The sequence below is a fragment of the Alkalitalea saponilacus genome, assembly GCF_900168165.1.
In the GTDB taxonomy this organism is placed as follows: Bacteria; Bacteroidota; Bacteroidia; order Bacteroidales; family Marinilabiliaceae; genus Natronoflexus; species Natronoflexus saponilacus.
The window spans coordinates 26,207-45,344 of the sequence record NZ_FUYV01000016.1 but is presented as its reverse complement, the minus strand read 5'-3'; the positions used below and the strand labels follow the sequence as shown (position 1 = coordinate 45,344).

General features: G+C 39.4%; 14 protein-coding genes. 4 read left to right on the top strand and 10 right to left on the bottom strand.

Annotated features, from left to right (window positions below; translation table 11 throughout):
• Window positions 1-39: 39 nt before the first annotated feature.
• Window positions 40-216 (top strand): helix-turn-helix domain-containing protein, encoded by a 177-nt coding sequence (locus tag B5X70_RS12880; protein WP_079558317.1) that lies wholly within the window; start codon window positions 40-42, stop codon window positions 214-216.
• A gap of 10 nt (window positions 217-226) precedes the next feature.
• Here the strand turns inward: B5X70_RS12880 and B5X70_RS12875 are convergent, their stop codons facing one another.
• Both B5X70_RS12875 and B5X70_RS12870 read right to left on the bottom strand, forming a co-directional pair.
• On the bottom strand, window positions 227-697 hold the full coding sequence (locus B5X70_RS12875; RefSeq protein WP_079558316.1) for a WbuC family cupin fold metalloprotein: 471 nt from the start codon (window positions 695-697) through the stop codon (window positions 227-229).
• Window positions 694-1,026 carry a DUF4870 domain-containing protein gene (locus B5X70_RS12870; protein WP_079558315.1) on the bottom strand — a complete coding sequence of 111 codons (333 nt, stop codon included), beginning with the start codon at window positions 1,024-1,026 and terminating at the stop codon, window positions 694-696. The genes B5X70_RS12875 and B5X70_RS12870 overlap by 4 nt, the downstream gene beginning before the upstream one ends.
• Before the next feature lie 166 nt (window positions 1,027-1,192).
• On the opposite strand from B5X70_RS12870, the gene B5X70_RS12865 reads away from it, so the two are divergent.
• Window positions 1,193-2,302 (top strand): adenylate/guanylate cyclase domain-containing protein, encoded by a 1,110-nt coding sequence (locus tag B5X70_RS12865; protein ID WP_079558314.1) that lies wholly within the window; start codon window positions 1,193-1,195, stop codon window positions 2,300-2,302.
• A 51-nt stretch (window positions 2,303-2,353) separates the two neighbouring features.
• Window positions 2,354-4,747 carry a TonB-dependent receptor gene (locus B5X70_RS12860; RefSeq protein WP_079558313.1) on the top strand — a complete coding sequence of 798 codons (2,394 nt, stop codon included), beginning with the start codon at window positions 2,354-2,356 and terminating at the stop codon, window positions 4,745-4,747.
• Here the strand turns inward: B5X70_RS12860 and ettA are convergent.
• The 5 genes from ettA to B5X70_RS12835 form a co-directional block, all read right to left on the bottom strand.
• Entirely contained in the window at window positions 4,744-6,435 is a 1,692-nt protein-coding gene (ettA, locus tag B5X70_RS12855) for an energy-dependent translational throttle protein EttA (RefSeq protein WP_079558312.1), read from the bottom strand. The genes B5X70_RS12860 and ettA overlap by 4 nt on opposite strands.
• 214 nt (window positions 6,436-6,649) lie before the next feature.
• Window positions 6,650-8,269 carry a hypothetical protein gene (locus B5X70_RS12850; protein WP_079558311.1) on the bottom strand — a complete coding sequence of 540 codons (1,620 nt, stop codon included), beginning with the start codon at window positions 8,267-8,269 and terminating at the stop codon, window positions 6,650-6,652.
• 292 nt (window positions 8,270-8,561) lie between these two features.
• Window positions 8,562-9,404: a hypothetical protein gene (locus tag B5X70_RS12845; RefSeq protein WP_079558310.1), complete on the bottom strand. Its 843-nt coding sequence runs from the start codon at window positions 9,402-9,404 to the stop codon at window positions 8,562-8,564.
• A gap of 138 nt (window positions 9,405-9,542) precedes the next feature.
• Window positions 9,543-9,860 carry a hypothetical protein gene (locus B5X70_RS12840; protein ID WP_079558309.1) on the bottom strand — a complete coding sequence of 106 codons (318 nt, stop codon included), beginning with the start codon at window positions 9,858-9,860 and terminating at the stop codon, window positions 9,543-9,545.
• A 12-nt stretch (window positions 9,861-9,872) separates the two neighbouring features.
• Entirely contained in the window at window positions 9,873-10,340 is a 468-nt protein-coding gene (locus B5X70_RS12835; RefSeq protein WP_079558308.1) for a hypothetical protein, read from the bottom strand.
• 281 nt (window positions 10,341-10,621) lie between these two features.
• On the opposite strand from B5X70_RS12835, the gene B5X70_RS12830 reads away from it, so the two are divergent.
• A complete protein-coding gene (locus B5X70_RS12830; protein ID WP_079558307.1) occupies window positions 10,622-12,367 on the top strand; it encodes a response regulator in 1,746 nt (581 codons plus the stop codon).
• Window positions 12,368-12,577: 210 nt separating this feature from the next.
• Here the strand turns inward: B5X70_RS12830 and B5X70_RS12825 are convergent, their stop codons facing one another.
• The 3 genes from B5X70_RS12825 to eno form a co-directional block, all read right to left on the bottom strand.
• The gene (locus tag B5X70_RS12825) at window positions 12,578-15,898 is read right to left on the bottom strand and encodes a ligand-binding sensor domain-containing protein (RefSeq protein WP_079558306.1); all 3,321 of its coding nucleotides are present in this window, start codon (window positions 15,896-15,898) and stop codon (window positions 12,578-12,580) included.
• A 364-nt stretch (window positions 15,899-16,262) separates the two neighbouring features.
• Window positions 16,263-17,573, bottom strand: coding sequence for a citrate (Si)-synthase (locus B5X70_RS12820; RefSeq protein ID WP_079558305.1), 1,311 nt, complete (start codon window positions 17,571-17,573; stop codon window positions 16,263-16,265).
• A 197-nt stretch (window positions 17,574-17,770) separates the two neighbouring features.
• A complete protein-coding gene (gene eno, locus B5X70_RS12815; RefSeq protein WP_079558304.1) occupies window positions 17,771-19,075 on the bottom strand; it encodes a phosphopyruvate hydratase in 1,305 nt (434 codons plus the stop codon).
• Window positions 19,076-19,138: the final 63 nt, after the last annotated feature.

Sequence of the window (19,138 nt, the reverse complement as noted above, 5' to 3'; positions counted from 1 at the left end):
CTTATTATTTGAAGGAATAATTACTAAAAACTGTATACAATGGATAATGTTGCAAAAGTACTAGACGCTATGAAAAAAGCGGCTAAACCTCTTAAAGCAGGAGAAATAGCCGACCTCTCCGGTTTAGATAAGAGCAGTGTGGATGCTGCAATGAAAGAACTTAAGAAAGAAGAAAAAATAGTATCCCCTAAAAGATGCTTTTGGGAACCCAAATAAATACAGGATTCTATTTGGGCAGGTGTTTCTTTAGTTCATTCAGGTAATTGATTGCTTCCGGGCTCCCTTCTTCGGGAGCCCACGGAGCAAAATGCTTATCATCGGTAACGTTATAAGGACCATCCTTTATTTCATAAACAATAGTTCCTGTTTCCATACAAAAAACAGCGTGCCAAACTCCGGGGGGTATTTCAACCCCGTAATTTCCTTTTAAAGCATCAAGAATTATAACGTTTTCAACAATACCATCCTCGCCAAAGAAAAACATAGCCAATTTGCCTCTCAGCACTATGAATACTTCTCTTTTGTCGGGACTTTTATGCATATGAGGCCTGACGTAAGTGTCAGGCTCAAATGCATTAAGCATCCTGTTAATAGGGTCTTCCAAGGAAGAATGGAAGTTATAATTCTTTCTTAAGCGGGGTGAACTTTTAGCCTGGCTTGATACTTCATCCAAAAGTTCCCTGTTAATCAGAATCATTTAATCAATCTTAAATTAAACGGGTATTTATAAGCGCGGCCATTATTAGCTTCTACCGAAGCCATGATGATCAATATGATATTGGCCAAGGCAATTAAAATTAATAGCGGAATGCCGATTAAAACAAAAGTCAGGATTCCTGCCACAAATACCGCGATGCTTACTGTAATCTGAAAGTTTAACGACTCTTTACCTTCCTGATCTACAATTGGAAATTCATCTTTTTTTAAAAGCCAGATGATTAACGGCCCAACGATATTCCCAAATGGAATAATGAACATGGCCAATGCCGATAGATGGCACAACAAGTGCCAATTCTTTTCTGTCATAACTTTGGTGTTTTAATAAGAAAATGCAATTTAAGATAAATGATATTTGAATGCAATTTACAATTCATATTTTACACTATTTCATCCGAAATAAATATTGCTAAACAACAGTATTAAACTGCTAAAAAATATTAATTTTGACACGGCTAGCTTATTAATCAACTAAATGGAGAGTCCTAAAATTCTTATAGCTGATGATGTAGATTACCTGGTGGAGTTTATAAAAAGCCACCTGGATACCATGTGCAACAATGCTACCTATTACAGAGCACATAATGGTTATGAGGTGTTTACTATTGCTATGAGAAAAAAACCGGATTTAATATTATTGGACTGGGAGATGCCTGAGTTTTCAGGTATGGATGCACTTCAAACACTTAATAAGCATGAAGAAACAAAAGATATTCCTGTTATTATGGTCAGTGGCTTCACTAAGTCGGATCATGTAAGAATGGCTCTTGAGGCCGGTGCCATAGATTATCTCCGTAAACCAATTGAGCCTGACGAATTGCTGGCACGAGTCCGAACAGCAGCCACCCTGGCAAATACACTGAAGGAGCTTCGTTTGCAGAAGCGTGAACTTGAGGCGGAAAAAGTAAAAACAGACAACATTCTTAAGGGGTTACTGCCTGCTCAGATATTGGAGTCTCTTAAGACTTCGGATGTCATTGCTCCAAAACGATTCAGGAATGTAACAGTTATCATGGCCGATTTGGTTGACTTCACGCCAAAGTCACAAAAGATGTCGCCAAAGCGTCTGTTGGATGAGCTAAAAACCATATTTACTGCCTTTGATAAAATCTCCAGCAAATTTAACTGTACACGAATTAAAACAATTGGAGACGCTTACCTGGCGGTAAGCGGAATGTGGAACAATGATAGAAACCATGCTCTTGTGGCAGCCAAAATGGCTGAACGAATGCGGCAGTATATTATTGAACACAATCAGAAGTACAAAATAGATTGGGAAATTCGTATTGGATTGAATTCCGGTGACATTGTTGCCGGAATCATCAGCGAAGACAACCTGTCATACGACATTTTTGGAGACACTGTAAATACTGCTGCACGAATGCAGGGATACTCAAATCCGATGCAGATTAATGTGTCTCAATCAACCTACGACCTGATAAAGGATTATTATACACTGATTAAACGCATTTCCCGAAAGGTTAAAGGCAAAGGTTCACTCAATATGTATTATCTGCACAGGCCGATTGTTTCAAAAATTTCCAGAACTAACGAATTTCACCCCTACCAAAATACCTTTTTTTAGTTTAATTTGCGAAATAGCAAATTAATACCTGTTAACCTCAATTTCTAATTCATGATAAAAGCCATTATACTGCTTTGCGTGATGATGGTTTTTCACTTTTCTCTTTATTCAATATCCTTAACTCAAACCGTTAGAGGAACAGTGATTGACCGACAGACCCAGACTACACTTCCGGGAGCCAATATTGTGATCACAAGCCTGGATCCTCAACGGGGAGCCGTTTCGAATCAAAACGGATATTTCCGTTTTGAGAATGTACCTGTTGGCAGAATCAGTATTACTGTATCTTTCATTGGTTATCGTAATATTGTTCTCAATAATTTGGAGTTGCAATCGGGAAGGGAACTTGTTCTGAATATAGAATTGGATCAATCCGGCATATTTGGGGAGGAAGTTACCATTACTGCTGATGTAGATAAGACTGCACCAATTAACAGATTGGCAACGGTAAGCGCAAGGAGTTTTACAGTTGAAGAGACAGAACGCTACGCCGGATCGTTTAACGATGTGGCAAGAATGGCTGCCAACTTTGCCGGAGTAATGGGGAATGACGATTCTCGGAATGACATCATCATCAGGGGGAATTCTCCAGTCGGGCTTCTCTGGAAACTTGATGGTGTGGATGTTCCGAACCCTAATCATTGGGGAATGATGGGAAGCACAGGTGGACCTGTTTCTATGCTCAACAACACACTGTTAAGTAATTCCGATTTTTTTACCGGTGCTTTCCCGGCTGAATATGGCAATGCCATTTCTGGAGTGTTCGACCTGCGAATGCGAAATGGAAACAATGAGCAAAACGAATTTCTCGGACAGGTAGGTTTTAATGGTTTTGAATTGGGCGCTGAAGGCCCCATAAGAAAAGAAAAAGGGTCATCATTTCTCATTAATTATCGCTACTCAACACTTGCTTTATTTGAGAGGTTTGGGATGGATTTTGGCACCGTTGGGGTGCCATACTATCAGGATATTTCTTTTAAAGTCAATTTCCCAAATACAAGGCTGGGGCGAATATCTTTGTTTGGGTTGGGAGGAAAGAGTTTTATTGAAATTTGGGACAGCCGTAAGGACACAATCAATGAGAGGCTCGATTTGTATGGGATTGATGGGTTTGATATAACCAGTTCAGCACGAACTGGTGTTGTTGGACTAAATCAGCTTTATCATATCAACTCAAACACATATACGCGGGTTACACTGGCGGCAATGACGCAATCAGCAACCAATAAAGTTGACACAATCACCCCGGAGACATACTCAATTGAACCTTTTTACCGGGATAACATGACTGACAACAGACTTTTTGCTTCGGTCATGCTCAATAGAAGTTTCTCTTTCCGACATCTGTTGCGAGCCGGCTTTTCATCAACCATAGTTTTTCCCAGTCTTCAGGACAGCATTCACCGAAAGTATGAACAACGCTGGGAACAACAATTTAACCATAAAGGAAACTTCACGTTATTGCAATCATACCTCCAATGGCAGTATATTCCAATTGATGAAATTACTTTAAATACAGGGATTAATCATCAACATAATACACTAAACGGGAAGAGTGCATTTGACCCGCGGTTGGGAATAAAGTGGCAACCTTTACCTCGACACATATTCAGCTTTGGTTATGGGATGCATCACCTGACACCTTCACCTATTCTCTATTTTCTGCAAGTGAATAATAATGGAGAATTTATAATGCCAAACCGGAATCTGGACTTTATCAGAAGCAGACACCTGGTAATGGGATATGATTTTCGTATCAACGCTTTTACACGCATTAAAACGGAGATTTACCGACAGGATATATCCCGTGCCGCAATTGATGCCGCTGAACGCAATGCATGGTCTGTACTAAATCAGGGTGCTTCTTTTCAGTTTGAATTGGCTGAATTTATGAAAAGTAAAGGTACGGGCAGTAACCATGGCGTAGAATTAACATTGGAACGATTTCTCAATAAAGGCTTTTATTACCTGATAACGGCATCTTTTTTTGAATCAGTTTATAAAGGAAGTAATGAGATTTCAAGTAGTACAGCTTTCAACAACAATCATGTGGTTAATGCGCTTGTGGGCAAAGAGTTTGAAATAAGAAAAAGCAATCTAAATTCACGACAAATGCTTGCTTTTGATTTTAAGACTACGCATGCCGGTGGCATGCGTACCACTCCATGGACTGCATCATTTAATAGTGAACTTAATGAATATGAACGAGAGTTTGATTACACCAGAGCTTTTTCAAGAAAGCTAAAAAACTATGCACGCACTGATTTTTCAATTACCCTAAAAACAAATAGAGGAAGAATTACACAACAATGGGGATTGGAAATAACCAATTTATTCAATAGAAAGAATATTTTTAGCGAAAGTTTTAATAAACAGACAGGGGAAACCGAGATGGTTTACCAGCCTGCCCGTTTAATTATTCCTCAATATAGAATCTTATTTTAACTGTCTTTTACCAGCTTTCTGTACCTGATTCGCTTGGGGCCTTCATTTCCCAGACGTTTTTTGCGGTTTTCTTCGTAATCGGAATATCCACCTTCGAAGGAATAGACCGTAGAGTTGCCTTCAAAAGCAATGATGTGGGTAGCTACTCTGTCGAGGAACCAGCGGTCGTGAGAGATGATGACGGCACACCCGGCAAAATCTTCCAAACCTTCTTCAAGAGCACGTAAAGTGTTAACATCAATGTCGTTGGTTGGCTCATCCAGAAGCAAAACGTTGGCTTCTTCTTTCAGTGTCATGGCCAAGTGAAGCCTGTTTCGTTCTCCCCCTGAAAGCACTCCGCATTTCTTTTCCTGATCGGCTCCGGCAAAATTAAATCTCGATAAAAACGCGCGTGCATTAATTTCCCTGCCTCCCATCCGAATGGTCTCTTGTCCTGCTGAAACAACCTGGTACACCGTTTTCTCGGGATCAATATCTGTATGAGATTGATCTACATACCCAACTTTAACGGTTTCACCAACTTCAAAGGTTCCTTTATCTACAGGCTGTTGTCCCATAATCATTCTGAACAGGGTAGTTTTTCCTGCACCATTGGGGCCAATAATACCTACAATTCCGTTGCGGGGCAATGAAAATTCTAAATCTTCAAACAACAAACGCTCTCCAAAGGCCTTGGCTACGCCGTGAGCCTCAATAACCTTTTCTCCCAAACGGGGGCCATTAGGAATAAAAATTTCAAGTTTTTCTTCTTTCTGCTTTACATCTTCTTTAAGCAAATTTTCGTAGGCAGCCAAACGTGCTTTTGACTTTGCCTGACGCGCTTTTGGTGCCATTCGAACCCATTCGAGTTCACGCTCAAGTGTTAGTCTGCGTTTCGAGGCTTGTTTCTCTTCCTGCTCCAGGCGTTTAGATTTTTGCTCAAGCCACGATGAATAATTTCCTTTCCAGGGAATGCCTTCGCCTCTGTCCAGTTCAAGAATCCACCCGGCAACATTGTCAAGGAAGTAGCGGTCGTGAGTGATTGCGATAACGGTTCCTTTATACTGCTGAAGGTGCATCTCCAGCCATTGAACAGACTCTGCATCCAGATGGTTGGTTGGCTCATCAAGAAGCAATATATCGGGCTCTTGAAGCAATAATCGGCACAATGCCACGCGACGACGCTCACCTCCTGATAGTTCGCTCACCAGCTGATCTTCAGGAGGACAGCGCAATGCATCCATAGCTCGCTCCAAACGGCTGTCCAGGTTCCATGCGTCATACTGATCAATTTTCTCCTGAAGTTTTGCCTGTTCATCCATTAAGGCTTCCATTTTATCAGGGTTTTCCAGCACTTCAGGATCTCCAAATCTTTCGTTAACGGCCTCGTAAGCCTTTAATACGTCCACAATTTCCTGTACCCCCTCTTCAACAACCTGTTTTACAGTTTTGCTGTTATCCAGTTCTGGTTCCTGAGCCAGATATCCAACCGAATATCCTGGAGAAAATGCCACTTCTCCCTGGTAGTTTTTCTCCAAACCGGCAATGATCTTCAAAAGGGTAGATTTCCCGGAGCCATTCAGACCAATAACACCGATTTTAGCACCATAAAAAAACGAAAGGTAAATGTTGCTTAAAACCTTTTTTTGAGGAGGGTAAACTTTACTTACACCCACCATGCTGAAAATAATCTTCTTATCGTCTGACATATTTTTGTTATTAAATTTTTGACAAATTTCAAGATGCAAATGTATCAAAAACCATCAAATGAAACGAGCCATAAGTTATACTTTCTCACGATGAAGCATTATTCTTTGGCGAGTTCTCCCGAGTACTCGGGATCAACTTAAAAACAAATTATTTACACATGAAAAAAGGGAGAAATTTATCAATCCCTCCCTTTTCAATCATTATCTATGAGAACTACTTGCCTGTAACTTTAATCACTTCAACATAATTGTTTGAAATGATGCGAATAATCTGAACTCCGCTCACCAAAGGTAATTCATAATTATTGCCATAAGCAACGCCTTCACTTACAACAGATCCGGATAATGCAATCTGCTGCACAATGCTTCCTGCTTCCAGGTTGGTTAGATTAATTGTGTTACCTGACACATACCAGATCGCTGATTTGCCGTTATCGGAAATAGATACTGTTCCATTTGCAATTACAGAAACCGACCATTCAGCAGTAGAACCATTTTCAGCTGTAACTGTGTATACAACCATTCCAACTGAGAAATCCTGTGGTCCGTCAGGTAGAATTGAAGCACCATCTGAAATTGAAAATTGAGGCTCAATGGCAGTCAAATCAGTTCCTGCTGGCATTTTAATTGTTACCAATTTGGCCGAGCTTTCTATGTCACTAGATTCCATTCCGGGTACAACTGCAGAGAGAATCTCTTTTGCATCACTAAGTTCAAGATCTTCTGACATTGGAACAATCTTCATTTCTCCAACTCTCACATTTTGAGGAGTTTCAACATTGCTTGTTAAGGATGTATTAAATAATATCTTAACTCTGGAACCGTCTGGAACTTCCAGACCAGTAACTCCTGTTAAGCCACAACCATCACCAACAATTGTAGAGTAAATATTATCAGGATTACTGATCAATACTTCGTTGTCCTCTGCATCCAACAGAAACACACTGTGAATTGTACGTGAGGATGTTCCTCCACTCGAACCTCCTGCCACATGGAATTCAGCCATTGAGATTCCATTTAATTCGAGAATTAATGTGTTGGTTTGAAGTCTTCTTTCTATAACAACATCGCTTTCATCGAATCCACATAATGGATCTGACGTGCTGGTTGAACCTGAAACAGGGTCGATGCTTACTGTAATATCTCCAACTGTATAGTCATATGGAAAAGCACTTGGGTTTGAATTCCAGTTCATATAGAAAGGTTCAACATCATCACCATTTCCATTGTCACCACCATCACCATTATCATCCTCGTTGGTTTCTATTTTTAAATCCCAGGCAAAATAAGTAACTCCGTTACCTCTTGTAAAACCAATGGTTTTTATGCCGCTAAAGTCATTTGGAAGATCCAACACCGCGGTACGAGGCACGCGTGAAGGACCATCAGTACTTACGCTTCCCAATAGTCCACCATCAGTCATATCATAGATATCTATTGCACCACCGCCACCATGAACAGTATAGGTGATGGAAACCTTTCCTCCGTTTAGAAATGGAGTCGCAGGAGTAACCCTAAAATGATGCGATGTAGGTACTCCATCTGTGATTGTGGCATTGGAGCCTGTTCTCATGTAATTCACATCCGGGTCATTAGGGTCTTGTTCCACAGCAGAGCCATCTACCATAATTCCGGGTCTGTTTGAAGTATCGTTATATCTGGGGCCATTCCACCAGAAACCTCCCTGATCTTCTGATAGATCCCCGGACTGAGCATGATTCTCAGCGCCTAAGGCTCTTAAATTAAAATCGGTTTCATATATTACAACCAATTGAGCATGTGCTGACGATATACAAATCAATATCGCAAACACCAAAAGAGTAATTCTTTTCATAATGTGTATTGTTTTAAGGTAAAAACGATTAATTAAAATCACATGACAATAATATACAAGATTTAACAATGAGGGGGTAGATGAATTGTTCTAAAATAGCAGACAAAATATTTACATTATCATGATTATGATTACAGTCTGGCTATGTGTCAAAACACCAACCTGCTAAAATCCAACACAAAAGCACTATTAGGTTTTTCTTATAACAAACCGGATAAAAATAAAACAAGGCGCTATAACTCAAATGAGTTATAGCGCCTTGTTTTCGAACATAAATTAGTGTTAACTTTTATTATCGAAGCCTCCTGAGATCCCGTCTTTGAAATGCATCATCGCTTCTGTGTTTAATCATTTGATAATTCCAGTAGTAAAGTTTTGAATCGGCAGCACCAACCAAAAGTTTGTATACTCTTGCACGAATTCTTGTTCCCTCCGGACCTACTTTGTGTAAAAAAACCACATCAGGATCCTGACGGGCGATGGCTGCTTCAATCTCATCGCGGGTTACAATCTCAAAATCGTATGGATAGTTTTGGGCAATGGCTGCGCGGGTTGAGATATCTGGTGCAAGATCTTCTTTGGTTAAGAGAAGTTTTTTGCCTTCCAGGCTTCCGCGTTCTCTGTTGTATCGTCGAAATCCTCGGTCACCAATAAATCTGCTGTCCTCAAGTGCGTTTCTAACATGACTCTGCATGAATAAAACAAATGCCTCAAGCTTATACAGATAGCTATCTTCTTCGACATCCAGATATGATAAAGGCAGTGAACACAAATCTGGCATGGTTTTTACATCAGCATTGGGTTGTCCCATAAGCAGACTCAGAAAATTATACCTTGCTCGTGTTTTGTCACGGTCAAAAGTGACAATGGTTGTCAGCAGAAAAGAGAGATTGGGATCGTGTTTTTTCTCTTCAAACTCACGTGAGGAGATAAATTCATAGGGAGTGATAGTCCATGAGCGTTCAACCACCTCTTGAATTCTTGAATTGTAAAAACTCATTAAGGCGTCATCTAAAACCACCAAGGTTTTAGACTTCAGAAAGCGCTCGTAATCTTCCACTTCGGGAACGTGCTGTTGTGAGAACGTTACAATTGGTATGGCAATAATTAATAATGCAACAACATATTTCTTCATAAATAGGAATTATAGATGATTATTGATTAAATCAGTCACTTTACATTAATACATGAATGCTGCATGTTTGGTTTCAATAATCATGACAAAAAAAATGTGTATTTACAGGATGGAGCCATTTTGAATTGAAATCTCGGATTACAGTAAGGCTCGGACTGTTTTAGTCAATACATCCAAAGCTGCATTGACCGCTTTTTGCACCATTGCTTTATTCAATGCTGCAATGGCATTGAATTCCGCTTCAAGTACTTTTTTCTCATCCTCTAATCTTGATTCGAATCGTTGTTGCGTTAGGTCTCCGGTAATTCGCAACTCAACCAACATCTTCATTCGCTCTCTTCTTCGGTTTAGAATTTTTACTATAATTTCCTTTATTTTCTCTTTGTCTTTTGAAATGGTGTCCCCTATGGCGTCTGCCATTTCTCTTAATGTTGTGTCAATATTAAATTCACTCATAGTTTAGAAGTTTTAATCGATTAGTTCTTTAGCTCTTTCTGCCACTTGCATGGCAAAGAAAAGATCACTGAAAGTTAGTCTGTTCAACCCTATAACCCCATCACTGATAGAGTTGTCCTCCTTGTGCTCCATTTTATATTTTTGCCACAATTCAAGAGTGATTTCACAAATTCTTACCGAATTCTCGTTCAGTGGTCGAACCCGGTTTCGGTTTAGTAACGATATCAACTCAACCTCTACATCAATATAGCCTTCAGTAAAATGGTCGTATGCACGACCATTGTTTTCAACAGTTGTAGTTTCGAGCATTGTCAGATAAAATCTTTCGACCTTCATAGCCGTTCTACCTATCTGTTCAGCTACATTTGCATCATAATCAGCTATCAACTGAATGCGACATGATGAGGTTATGAGCAAAAATGCAAAAATGAGAACAAAGAAGTGTTTTGGCAGAAAATAGGAGTAAGACAGTTTTGACATAATAGAGATTTGAAAGGTTAAACTTAATATGGTCAAGTTAATACATAATTTTTTATTGGTCAAAACAAAAAAACAGACAACTGTTATGGAATTGTTGTCTGCATGGCCTCTCAAAGTACTGATGTTATTGGGATTGCTTAATGCCTGTTATAAGTGGTTTAATGCATCACTCCTAAAACAAAATAACGAATTATGTAGAATTAAGTCGCGATGTTTTAATAAATTATGTTTTTTAACTATTTTGCGAAAAAAACAATCCGATTTCTAAATCATATTTGTCGATGGTAACCAATCTTCTTAACCGTCTCATAGGCCTTTTTATTTCTGAGCAAGATGAAAAGGCGGATATGGATACAAAAGTAAAATCTTTGCTGTTAAATATAGCGAGTCTTTCATTTACCCTTATCGTACTTGCCGAGGGAATCTGGGCACTGGTGTTAGATCACGCAGAGCTGGCAATTCCTTTTCTTTCCCTGAGTTTTTTACTTGCCATAAGTCATCTCTATTTAAGAAAATTCACAGGATTGATTCATCAGAACCTTCTACTTTCCATCCTTTTTCTTGCCTGCGTTTTTTTCGTTCTTTTAGGTGGCAACACAGAATTGGGAATTGTATGGGTTCTATTTTTTCCTTTTTTTACTACAGCCATTCGCGGACGAAGAACAGGTTACCGATGGACCGCTATTTTGGCTCTCTTCATGCTGGCTCATTTCTTTTTTATTCAAAACCTTAGTCCTTTTTTCCAACAATATTCGACTGAAAGCAGTATTTTTTACCTTATTCTTTTTGTTTTTAGCATCATCATTGCTTTTGCCTTTCAGTTTATTCGTTCGGAGGTTTTATTGGAAAAGGAGAGGATTATACTCGATAGCCAGAATAAAAATAAAGCACAAGAAGATTTATTATCAAAACTATCGCACCAGATCCGAACGCCTCTAAGTAACATCACAGGAATAATTGACATGCTTGAGTCAACTTCAATGAATAATGAGCAAAAAGATTACATTAACACGATTCATGCTTCAGCAAATAACCTGGTAAGTGTAGTCAATAACCTGGTGCTAACATCTAAATCAAATCCGTCTGATTCACAAGAGATAACCAATTTCAGTCTCTACAATACTTTGAACAATGTCCTCCGACTTTTTCCTTACGAAGAGAGCAAAGTCAGGTTTAATCTTTCTCTTGCCCCCGATATTCCAACTCAACTCACCGGAAATAATATAAAAATTAAACAAATACTGCTGAATCTCATCAACAGCATTATCAGAGAAAACAAAGCTGAGCAAAAGCATATTACACTGGAGGTAGTTAAAGTTGATAGTATGCCCGACAGGGTGGAACTTATTTTCCGCATCATCAGCGATTTTATATATTCTTCAAAAAAGGATAATCATTCCGAAGAAGGTTTTTTCAATTATCAGGACCTGGTAAAGCTCAATGCCGGGAAAATCATCAACTATCTTGATTTGGGGATTACTCAAAAGATGATTGAAGTAGACGGGCACTCATTAAATATTACACCACAACCCGATCAAACCATTTTTGAATTTGGTGCCACCTTCTCAACTGCGTCTTCAAACTTCGCCAATATTGTTGCTTCAGATAAAAGCCGAAACAGCAACACCACGTTTAAGCCAATAGTAGACATGAAAGATGCACACATTCTGTTGGTTGAAGACAATTTTAGTAATCAGCAAATCATCAATTTATATATCAGGAATAAGGTCAAGAAAATTGATTTTGCCTTTAATGGAAAAGAGGCTCTGGAGAAGTTCGGAATGGCTAAATACGATTTGATACTGATGGATGTTCAAATGCCTATTATTGATGGGTTTAAAGCAACCATTAAGATTCGAGAACTGGAAAAAAGCACAAATACGCGTGTTCCAATTATTGCAGTTACGGCCAATGCTTTCCCGGAAGATAAAGAGCGATGCCTGGCTTCAGGAATGGATGATTATATCAGTAAGCCTTTTCAACCGGAGGAACTGATTGATAAAATAAAACAGCATTTATCAAGCTAACCAGTGGTTGGCTTGATTAATGTTGTAACATTTAGTAAATCCTGATTAAGGATCTGCTTTGTTTTCTTGCAACAGAAATTTCAGGATTTTAAGAGCGTAATTATTTAGATGGGCAAATAAGATATGAAGAGATTACTGCATGCTTGAAATATCGCATCATAAGAGACTTCATCATGCCCCTATGGCTTGAAGTAACAATTGAATCAGTTTCTAGTACTCAGGAGCGTCTTCCTTTAAGGGCTTCAAACCTACAATCAGAATGTCATCAACCTGATCTTCACCATTTCTCCATTCTTCAAGTTTCTGGTGAAGAATGGCTTTCTGATCATCCGGATGTAGTTTGTGAATATTTAAGAGCAGGTGACGGAATCTTCTGTATTTAAACTTTTTCTTTTCTGCACCTCCAAATTGATCTACATAGCCATCGGTAAACAGATAGATGATATCATCCTCCATGAGTTCAATGCGCTTAGCGGAGTATTCCGGAATATTTCCTTCATTAAACCGCCCAATGGCAAAGCGATCTCCTTTGTATGTTTGCAATTCGTTATTTCGGATCAGATACAAACCATTGACAGCACCTGCAAATTCGATTTCGCGTTTTTGGGTATCGATCATACACAGCCCCATATCCATTCCGTCTTTTATGGTCTCAGAGCCAAAAAGGCTCTGATCATTTTTTCGTAATGTGGCATCTAATTCCAGGCTTAATTGTTTTAGAACCTGAGCAGGACTATCTATTTGTTTCCCTGTAATGATGTTTTTTAATAAATCCATTCCAATAATTGACATGAAAGCTCCCGGAACGCCATGTCCTGTACAATCTACCACTGCAACATATAATCTGTGATCATCTTTGTGCATCCAGTAAAAATCGCCACTAACCAAATCACGTGGCCTGAAATAGATAAAAGATTGAGGAAACACACTACGGAATACCTTTTCTGAAGGAATCATTGCTGATTGAATTCTGGTTGCATAATTGATGCTGTCAGTAAGGTTTTGATTGATGCGTGTTAAAGCTTCCCGTTGTTGTTCCAGCCTTATTTTATCTACGCTTTTCTCAGTGAGCGTCCGGTTCACTTTCTTATAATGTCTTATGCGGTAATTGATGATCATCTGAATTAAAAAAATGATCATTAATAAATAAAAAGCGTAGGCATAATTAGTCATCCATATGGGTGGAGTAATCTCAATTTTCATTTCAAATGGAGCTTCACTCCAAATTAAGTCATTATTGGATCCTAAAACCATAAATTTGTACTTTCCGGGTAACAAATTGGAGAAAACAACAGAGTTGTTTCGGGTTAATGGACGCCAGGTTTTATCATATCCAACCAGCTTTACTTTAAAACTGTTCTTGTGTGGTTGGGCAAAATCCATGGCTGCATAATTTATTTCCATAAGCATACCAGGTTTGAAACGAAATTTCACCTGATCGGGATATCCTTCTAAAATTTCGGTGCACTCGCCTCTGTGACATAATGTAATGCCCGTTACTGTAACCCTCGGCTGGTGTAGATTGTATTGAATGGAGTCCGGACGAATCCAGCAAAGTCCATTAACCCCACCAAAGTATATTTCGCCTTCACTTCCTAAAGAGCCACTCCCCGTATTAAATTGATGCCCCGGTAAACCATCATGTGTATCAAAATCTCTGATTACTCCATCAGGTGTTAACAATGAAACACCTCTGCTTGAACTAAACCAAATGTTTCGGTTTTTATCTGTAATGACCGAAGCAATGAGCTCATTTGACAGGCCTGGCAATAGTTCAGTCCGCATGGAATCGGATTCAGTTTTATGCATTCGCAGCAATCCCGATCCTGTTCCTAACCAGATGTTTCCGGTCTGATCATGAGCTATTGAAAAAACCTGATTCAATGATTCTAATCCGGAAGACATTAAATTTACCTCCCTTATCTCTCCCATCAGCTCATCAAAATAATTTATTCCCGATGAGGTTCCGATCCATAATGTTTCTGATTGGTCGGTTGATAATGAAAGAATCTCGTCAGAGTTAAGTCCATTAATAGCTCCTTGCCCTTTAAAGTAACCGACAACCCGACCATTTATATATTGGTACAAACCAAAGCGTGAGCCAAACCAAATTCCTGAATGATTGCTGGTTATTGATGTGATGACATTATTCCTTAATAAAGTTGCGTAACGAGCATCATATCCGTAATTAAATTCTCGTAAAACATTGCTAAAGGGCTCAATGTAGTAAATCCCACGTTCTGTGCCAATCCATATCCGTCCTTGATAATCTTCATGTAGTGACCAAACTGCATCTTTTTTGTTAAGGTACGACTCCCTGTTAATTATATAATGATTGATAACTCTTTTTTCTCTGTTGAATTTAAACAATCCACGTGTTAAAGTCCCGGCCCAAATATTTCCCTGGCTATCATTTATTACTGAAAGAATATTTAAGGAGTGGCCAGGCCACTGCTCTAAATCTGATCTTCCAATCGACTGAAATTTATAGGGAAGAAAGTTGAGTTTAAAAATACCATGATGCCTGGTACCTACCCATATTATTCCCGATTCATCTTCAAATACACTGGTTATTTCCTTTCTGTCTAGTGGTTCAGCCTCAATCCCTCCAAGAGGAGCACTCCTGTGCTGAAATCGCTGATGATCAAAAATATCCAGCCCGCTATTAGTCCCAACCCATAATCGTCCGGTTTTATCTCGCATTAAAGAGTTTACCGTAACCTTTGTATGCCTGTCCGCACCGGGGATAAGAGTTACGCTTGACTCATTTAGATTTAACATTTTAAGACCACCGGTGGTGGCAAGTAAAACCCGTTCATTATTAATTGATAGAATATCCAATACTGCATGTTGATTACCTTCCTGAGATTCGGGCTCCATGTACAAACGGTGAAAAACTCTTCTTTTCCGGTCGAAGCGATTCAATCCATCTTTTGTTCCTATGAGAAAAGTACTGTCTGAATCTTCAAAAACCGGTAGCCCGAAAGCATGGATTCTTTTGAACACATTAGAGAAGTGACCGAATGCATGAAAATTATCGGTAAATGAATCATATCTGCAGAGGTAATTCTCTGTTTTTACCCACAATTCTCCCATATTGCATGTAAAGAATCCAAAAACTGCGTTTTCAGGCAGGGAATGTTGGTTTTGCGGATCGTGCTGAAATGTCCGAAATCGTCCGTCTTTTTTCTGAAGAACACTGATTCCCCGACTGCGGGTACCAATCCATATATTGCCATGAGAATCTTCTGTAATTGCTACAATTCGGTTGCCAGTGAGGCATTCATTTTGCCCGGGAATAAATCGAAAGACTTCAAATCTATAGCCATCATATCGGTTTAATCCATCTTCAGTACCGACCCATAAAAATCCACGACTATCCTGAAATATAGTGTTCACAGAATTATTGGAAAGTCCATCCATGATCGTAAATTGCTGTATCGAAGATAAAGCTGCAGATAATGGAAGCTGCAGCAGGCAAAAGAGCAGCCCGAGAAACTGCCGGATGTATTTCACTTCTATCAAGCCCATGATCTTATTTAAGTCAGACAAATATGCTTAAAATAGCTAAGAGCAACAAAGTTTATCATTATGAAATTCTTACTTTAATTATCTCTCAACCTCTAGTATACGACATTTTTGTGACGAATGTTTTATTTGGGTTCTAGTTTATTATGGCAATATTTGTTGGATACAACCCCTCTGTAGCTTTATTGGAAACAAAAAATAAGGACTGTCCTAACAGTCCTTTTTAGTTTTGTATGCTATATGAGAGATTCTATTTTCATCTTGCTCACATACATTTAACTCTGCATTTAAAAAACTTCCTGAGCATCTCTTTATATTAATGCATCAGGCAGATTGTTAGATCTGACAAATTACATTGCATAAGACTTTATTTTTGTTTGCCCTGTTCTTCAAACCAGTCAAATGTTTGTGAAGAAGGTCTTTCCAACGGCATTCCGTATATTCTGTCCCAAATAAGAGATGTGAGTACACCCAATGATCGTGAAACTCCAAAAAGCACTGTGTAAATAGGGAATTCCTTAATCCCGTAGCTGGATAACAAACTGCCTGAAATGGCATCAACATTTGGCCAGGGATTCTTTACTTTCCCGGTTGAGGCTAGTACGTCAGGTACAACCTCGTATATTTTACTTACCAACTGAATGAGGGGTGCGTCGGGAATGTACTTTTTTGCGAAGTTTAGCTGTTCAGAAAACCTTGGATCAGTTTTTCTTAATACGGCGTGTCCGTATCCGGGTATAACGCGTCCTTGTTCCAGAGTTGCTATTGCATACTCTTTTATCTGATCAACCGAGGGTGTTTCTGTTCCAATTTCTTTTATTAGTTTTTCAAGCCAGTGCATAACCTCTTGGTTTGCCATTCCATGTAAAGGCCCCGCTAATCCGTTCATACCGGCCGAAAAGCTGTAATATGGATTTGATAAGGCAGTTCCAACAAGATGGGTGGCATGCGCTGAAACGTTTCCACCTTCATGGTCGGCATGCAAAACCATGTAAAGGCGCATGAGGCGCTTTGCTTCTTCAGAAGAGTGCCCCATCATGTGAGCAATATTTCCAGCCCAATCCAGTGAAGGATCTGGTTTTATATGTTTTTGTCCATGAAAACAACGGCGATATATATAAGCTGTAATTACCGGTAGCCTGCTAATCAAATCCATTACTCCTTCGTACATTGGACCCCAGTAATCCTTTTTGTCCATGCCTGCCATGTAGGCTCTTCGGAAATGAGATTCGGTACTCATGGCCAATATTGCAGTATTAAACTGAATCATTGGGTGTGCCGTTATTGGCAAAGAATCGATTACTTTAAATACATGATCAGGGATACCCTGGGCTCTGCGAGCCCATTCTTGTGAAATAAAATCCACCGTAGCCTTATCTGGAATTTCTCCAATAAGCATCAGGTAGAACAACCCTTCGGGCAAAGGTTCTCCATCTTCTCTAATTTTTGGAAGCTTTGCACGCAGCTCAGGTATAGAATAACCCCTGAATCGAATTCCTTCTGACGGATCAAGTTTTGATGTATCAGTTAACAACGCAACAACCCCTTTCATACCGGACAATACCTGTCCGATGGTTACTTCTTGGAGTACTTTATCCCCATGTTCTCTGACTAATTCCTTAAGTTGTTCCGATTTTGATTCACCTACTTCTTTTAACCTTTGTTTAACTTGATCCATAGCTCATAAATTTATTTTGGTATTAAGATATGACAAAATGATTTATTATCGTAAATAAAAAACACTCAACATATCAAAAAAGTTCTCCTACCCTATCAATTTTATAAAAATGCTTTAAAATGCTTTTCCCTCATAATATACAAAAAAGGGGCTACTTACGTGCCCCTTTTTGCAATCAAAATAATCACATTGAATGATTATTTTTTAATAACCTTTTTGTATCCGTAAATAGCGGCATCTCCAAGTTCCTCTTCAATTCGAAGCAATTGGTTATACTTGGCCATACGGTCTGAACGGCTTAATGAACCGGTTTTGATCTGGCCACTGTTGGTTGCTACGGCAATGTCGGCAATGGTAGCATCTTCAGTTTCACCTGAACGGTGAGAAGTAACTGAAGTATAGCCTGCACGGTGAGCCATTTCAATAGCGTCCAAAGTTTCAGTTAAAGTACCAATTTGGTTAACTTTAATAAGGATAGAATTGGCAGCATCAAGTTCAATACCTTTTTGCAGATATTCAACGTTGGTAACAAACAAGTCGTCGCCTACCAATTGGCACTTATCGCCAATTTTCTTGTTAAGAAGCACCCAGCCATCCCAGTCACCTTCATCGCAGCCATCTTCAATACTGTCGATGGGGAATTTAGCAACCAGTTCAGCAAGAAAATCCACTTGCTCCTCGCGAGATCTTTTTACACCCTTTTCTCCTTCAAAAAGAGAATAGTCATAAATTCCGTTTTTGTAGAACTCAGAAGCGGCACAGTCTAATGCGATAGACACCTGTCCTCCCTCTTCCAAACGACCGGGCTTATAACCTGCAGCTTCAATGGCTTTAATGATACTATTTAGAGCATCCTCTGTACCATCCAATGCAGGAGCGAAACCACCTTCATCTCCAACTGCGGTACTTAGGTTACGATCGTGAAGAACTTTCTTAAGCGCGTGGAAAATTTCTGCACCCATACGCAAACCTTCGCGGAAGCTCTCAGCACCTACAGGGCGAATCATAAACTCCTGAAATGCAATAGGAGCATCAGAGTGAGATCCACCGTTAATGATGTTCATCATAGGAACAGGAAGCGTTTTAGCATTGGTTCCGCCAATGTAACGGTACAAAGGCATCCCTGAGTACTCAGCAGCTGCTTTAGCAACAGCCATAGAAACTCCCAGCATGGCATTAGCACCTAATTTGCTCTTGTTCTTGGTACCGTCCATTTCCAGCATTTTTCTGTCAATGGCAACCTGATCAATAGAGCTCATACCAATTAATGCAGGAGCAATTACTTTGTTGACGTTATCAACAGCCTTGATAACTCCTTTTCCAAGGTATCTTTTTTTGTCTCCGTCGCGAAGCTCAAGAGCTTCGTTTTCTCCGGTAGATGCTCCAGAAGGAACAGCAGCGCGGCCAATGATGCCGCTTTCAAGAGTTACTTCAACTTCAATAGTTGGATTGCCGCGAGAGTCTAATATTTCACGGCCGTGGATGTTTGCAATTAATCCCATAGTCATAGCTATTAATGATAAATAAACATATAATTTAATAAAATCAGAGGTAATATGAAACAC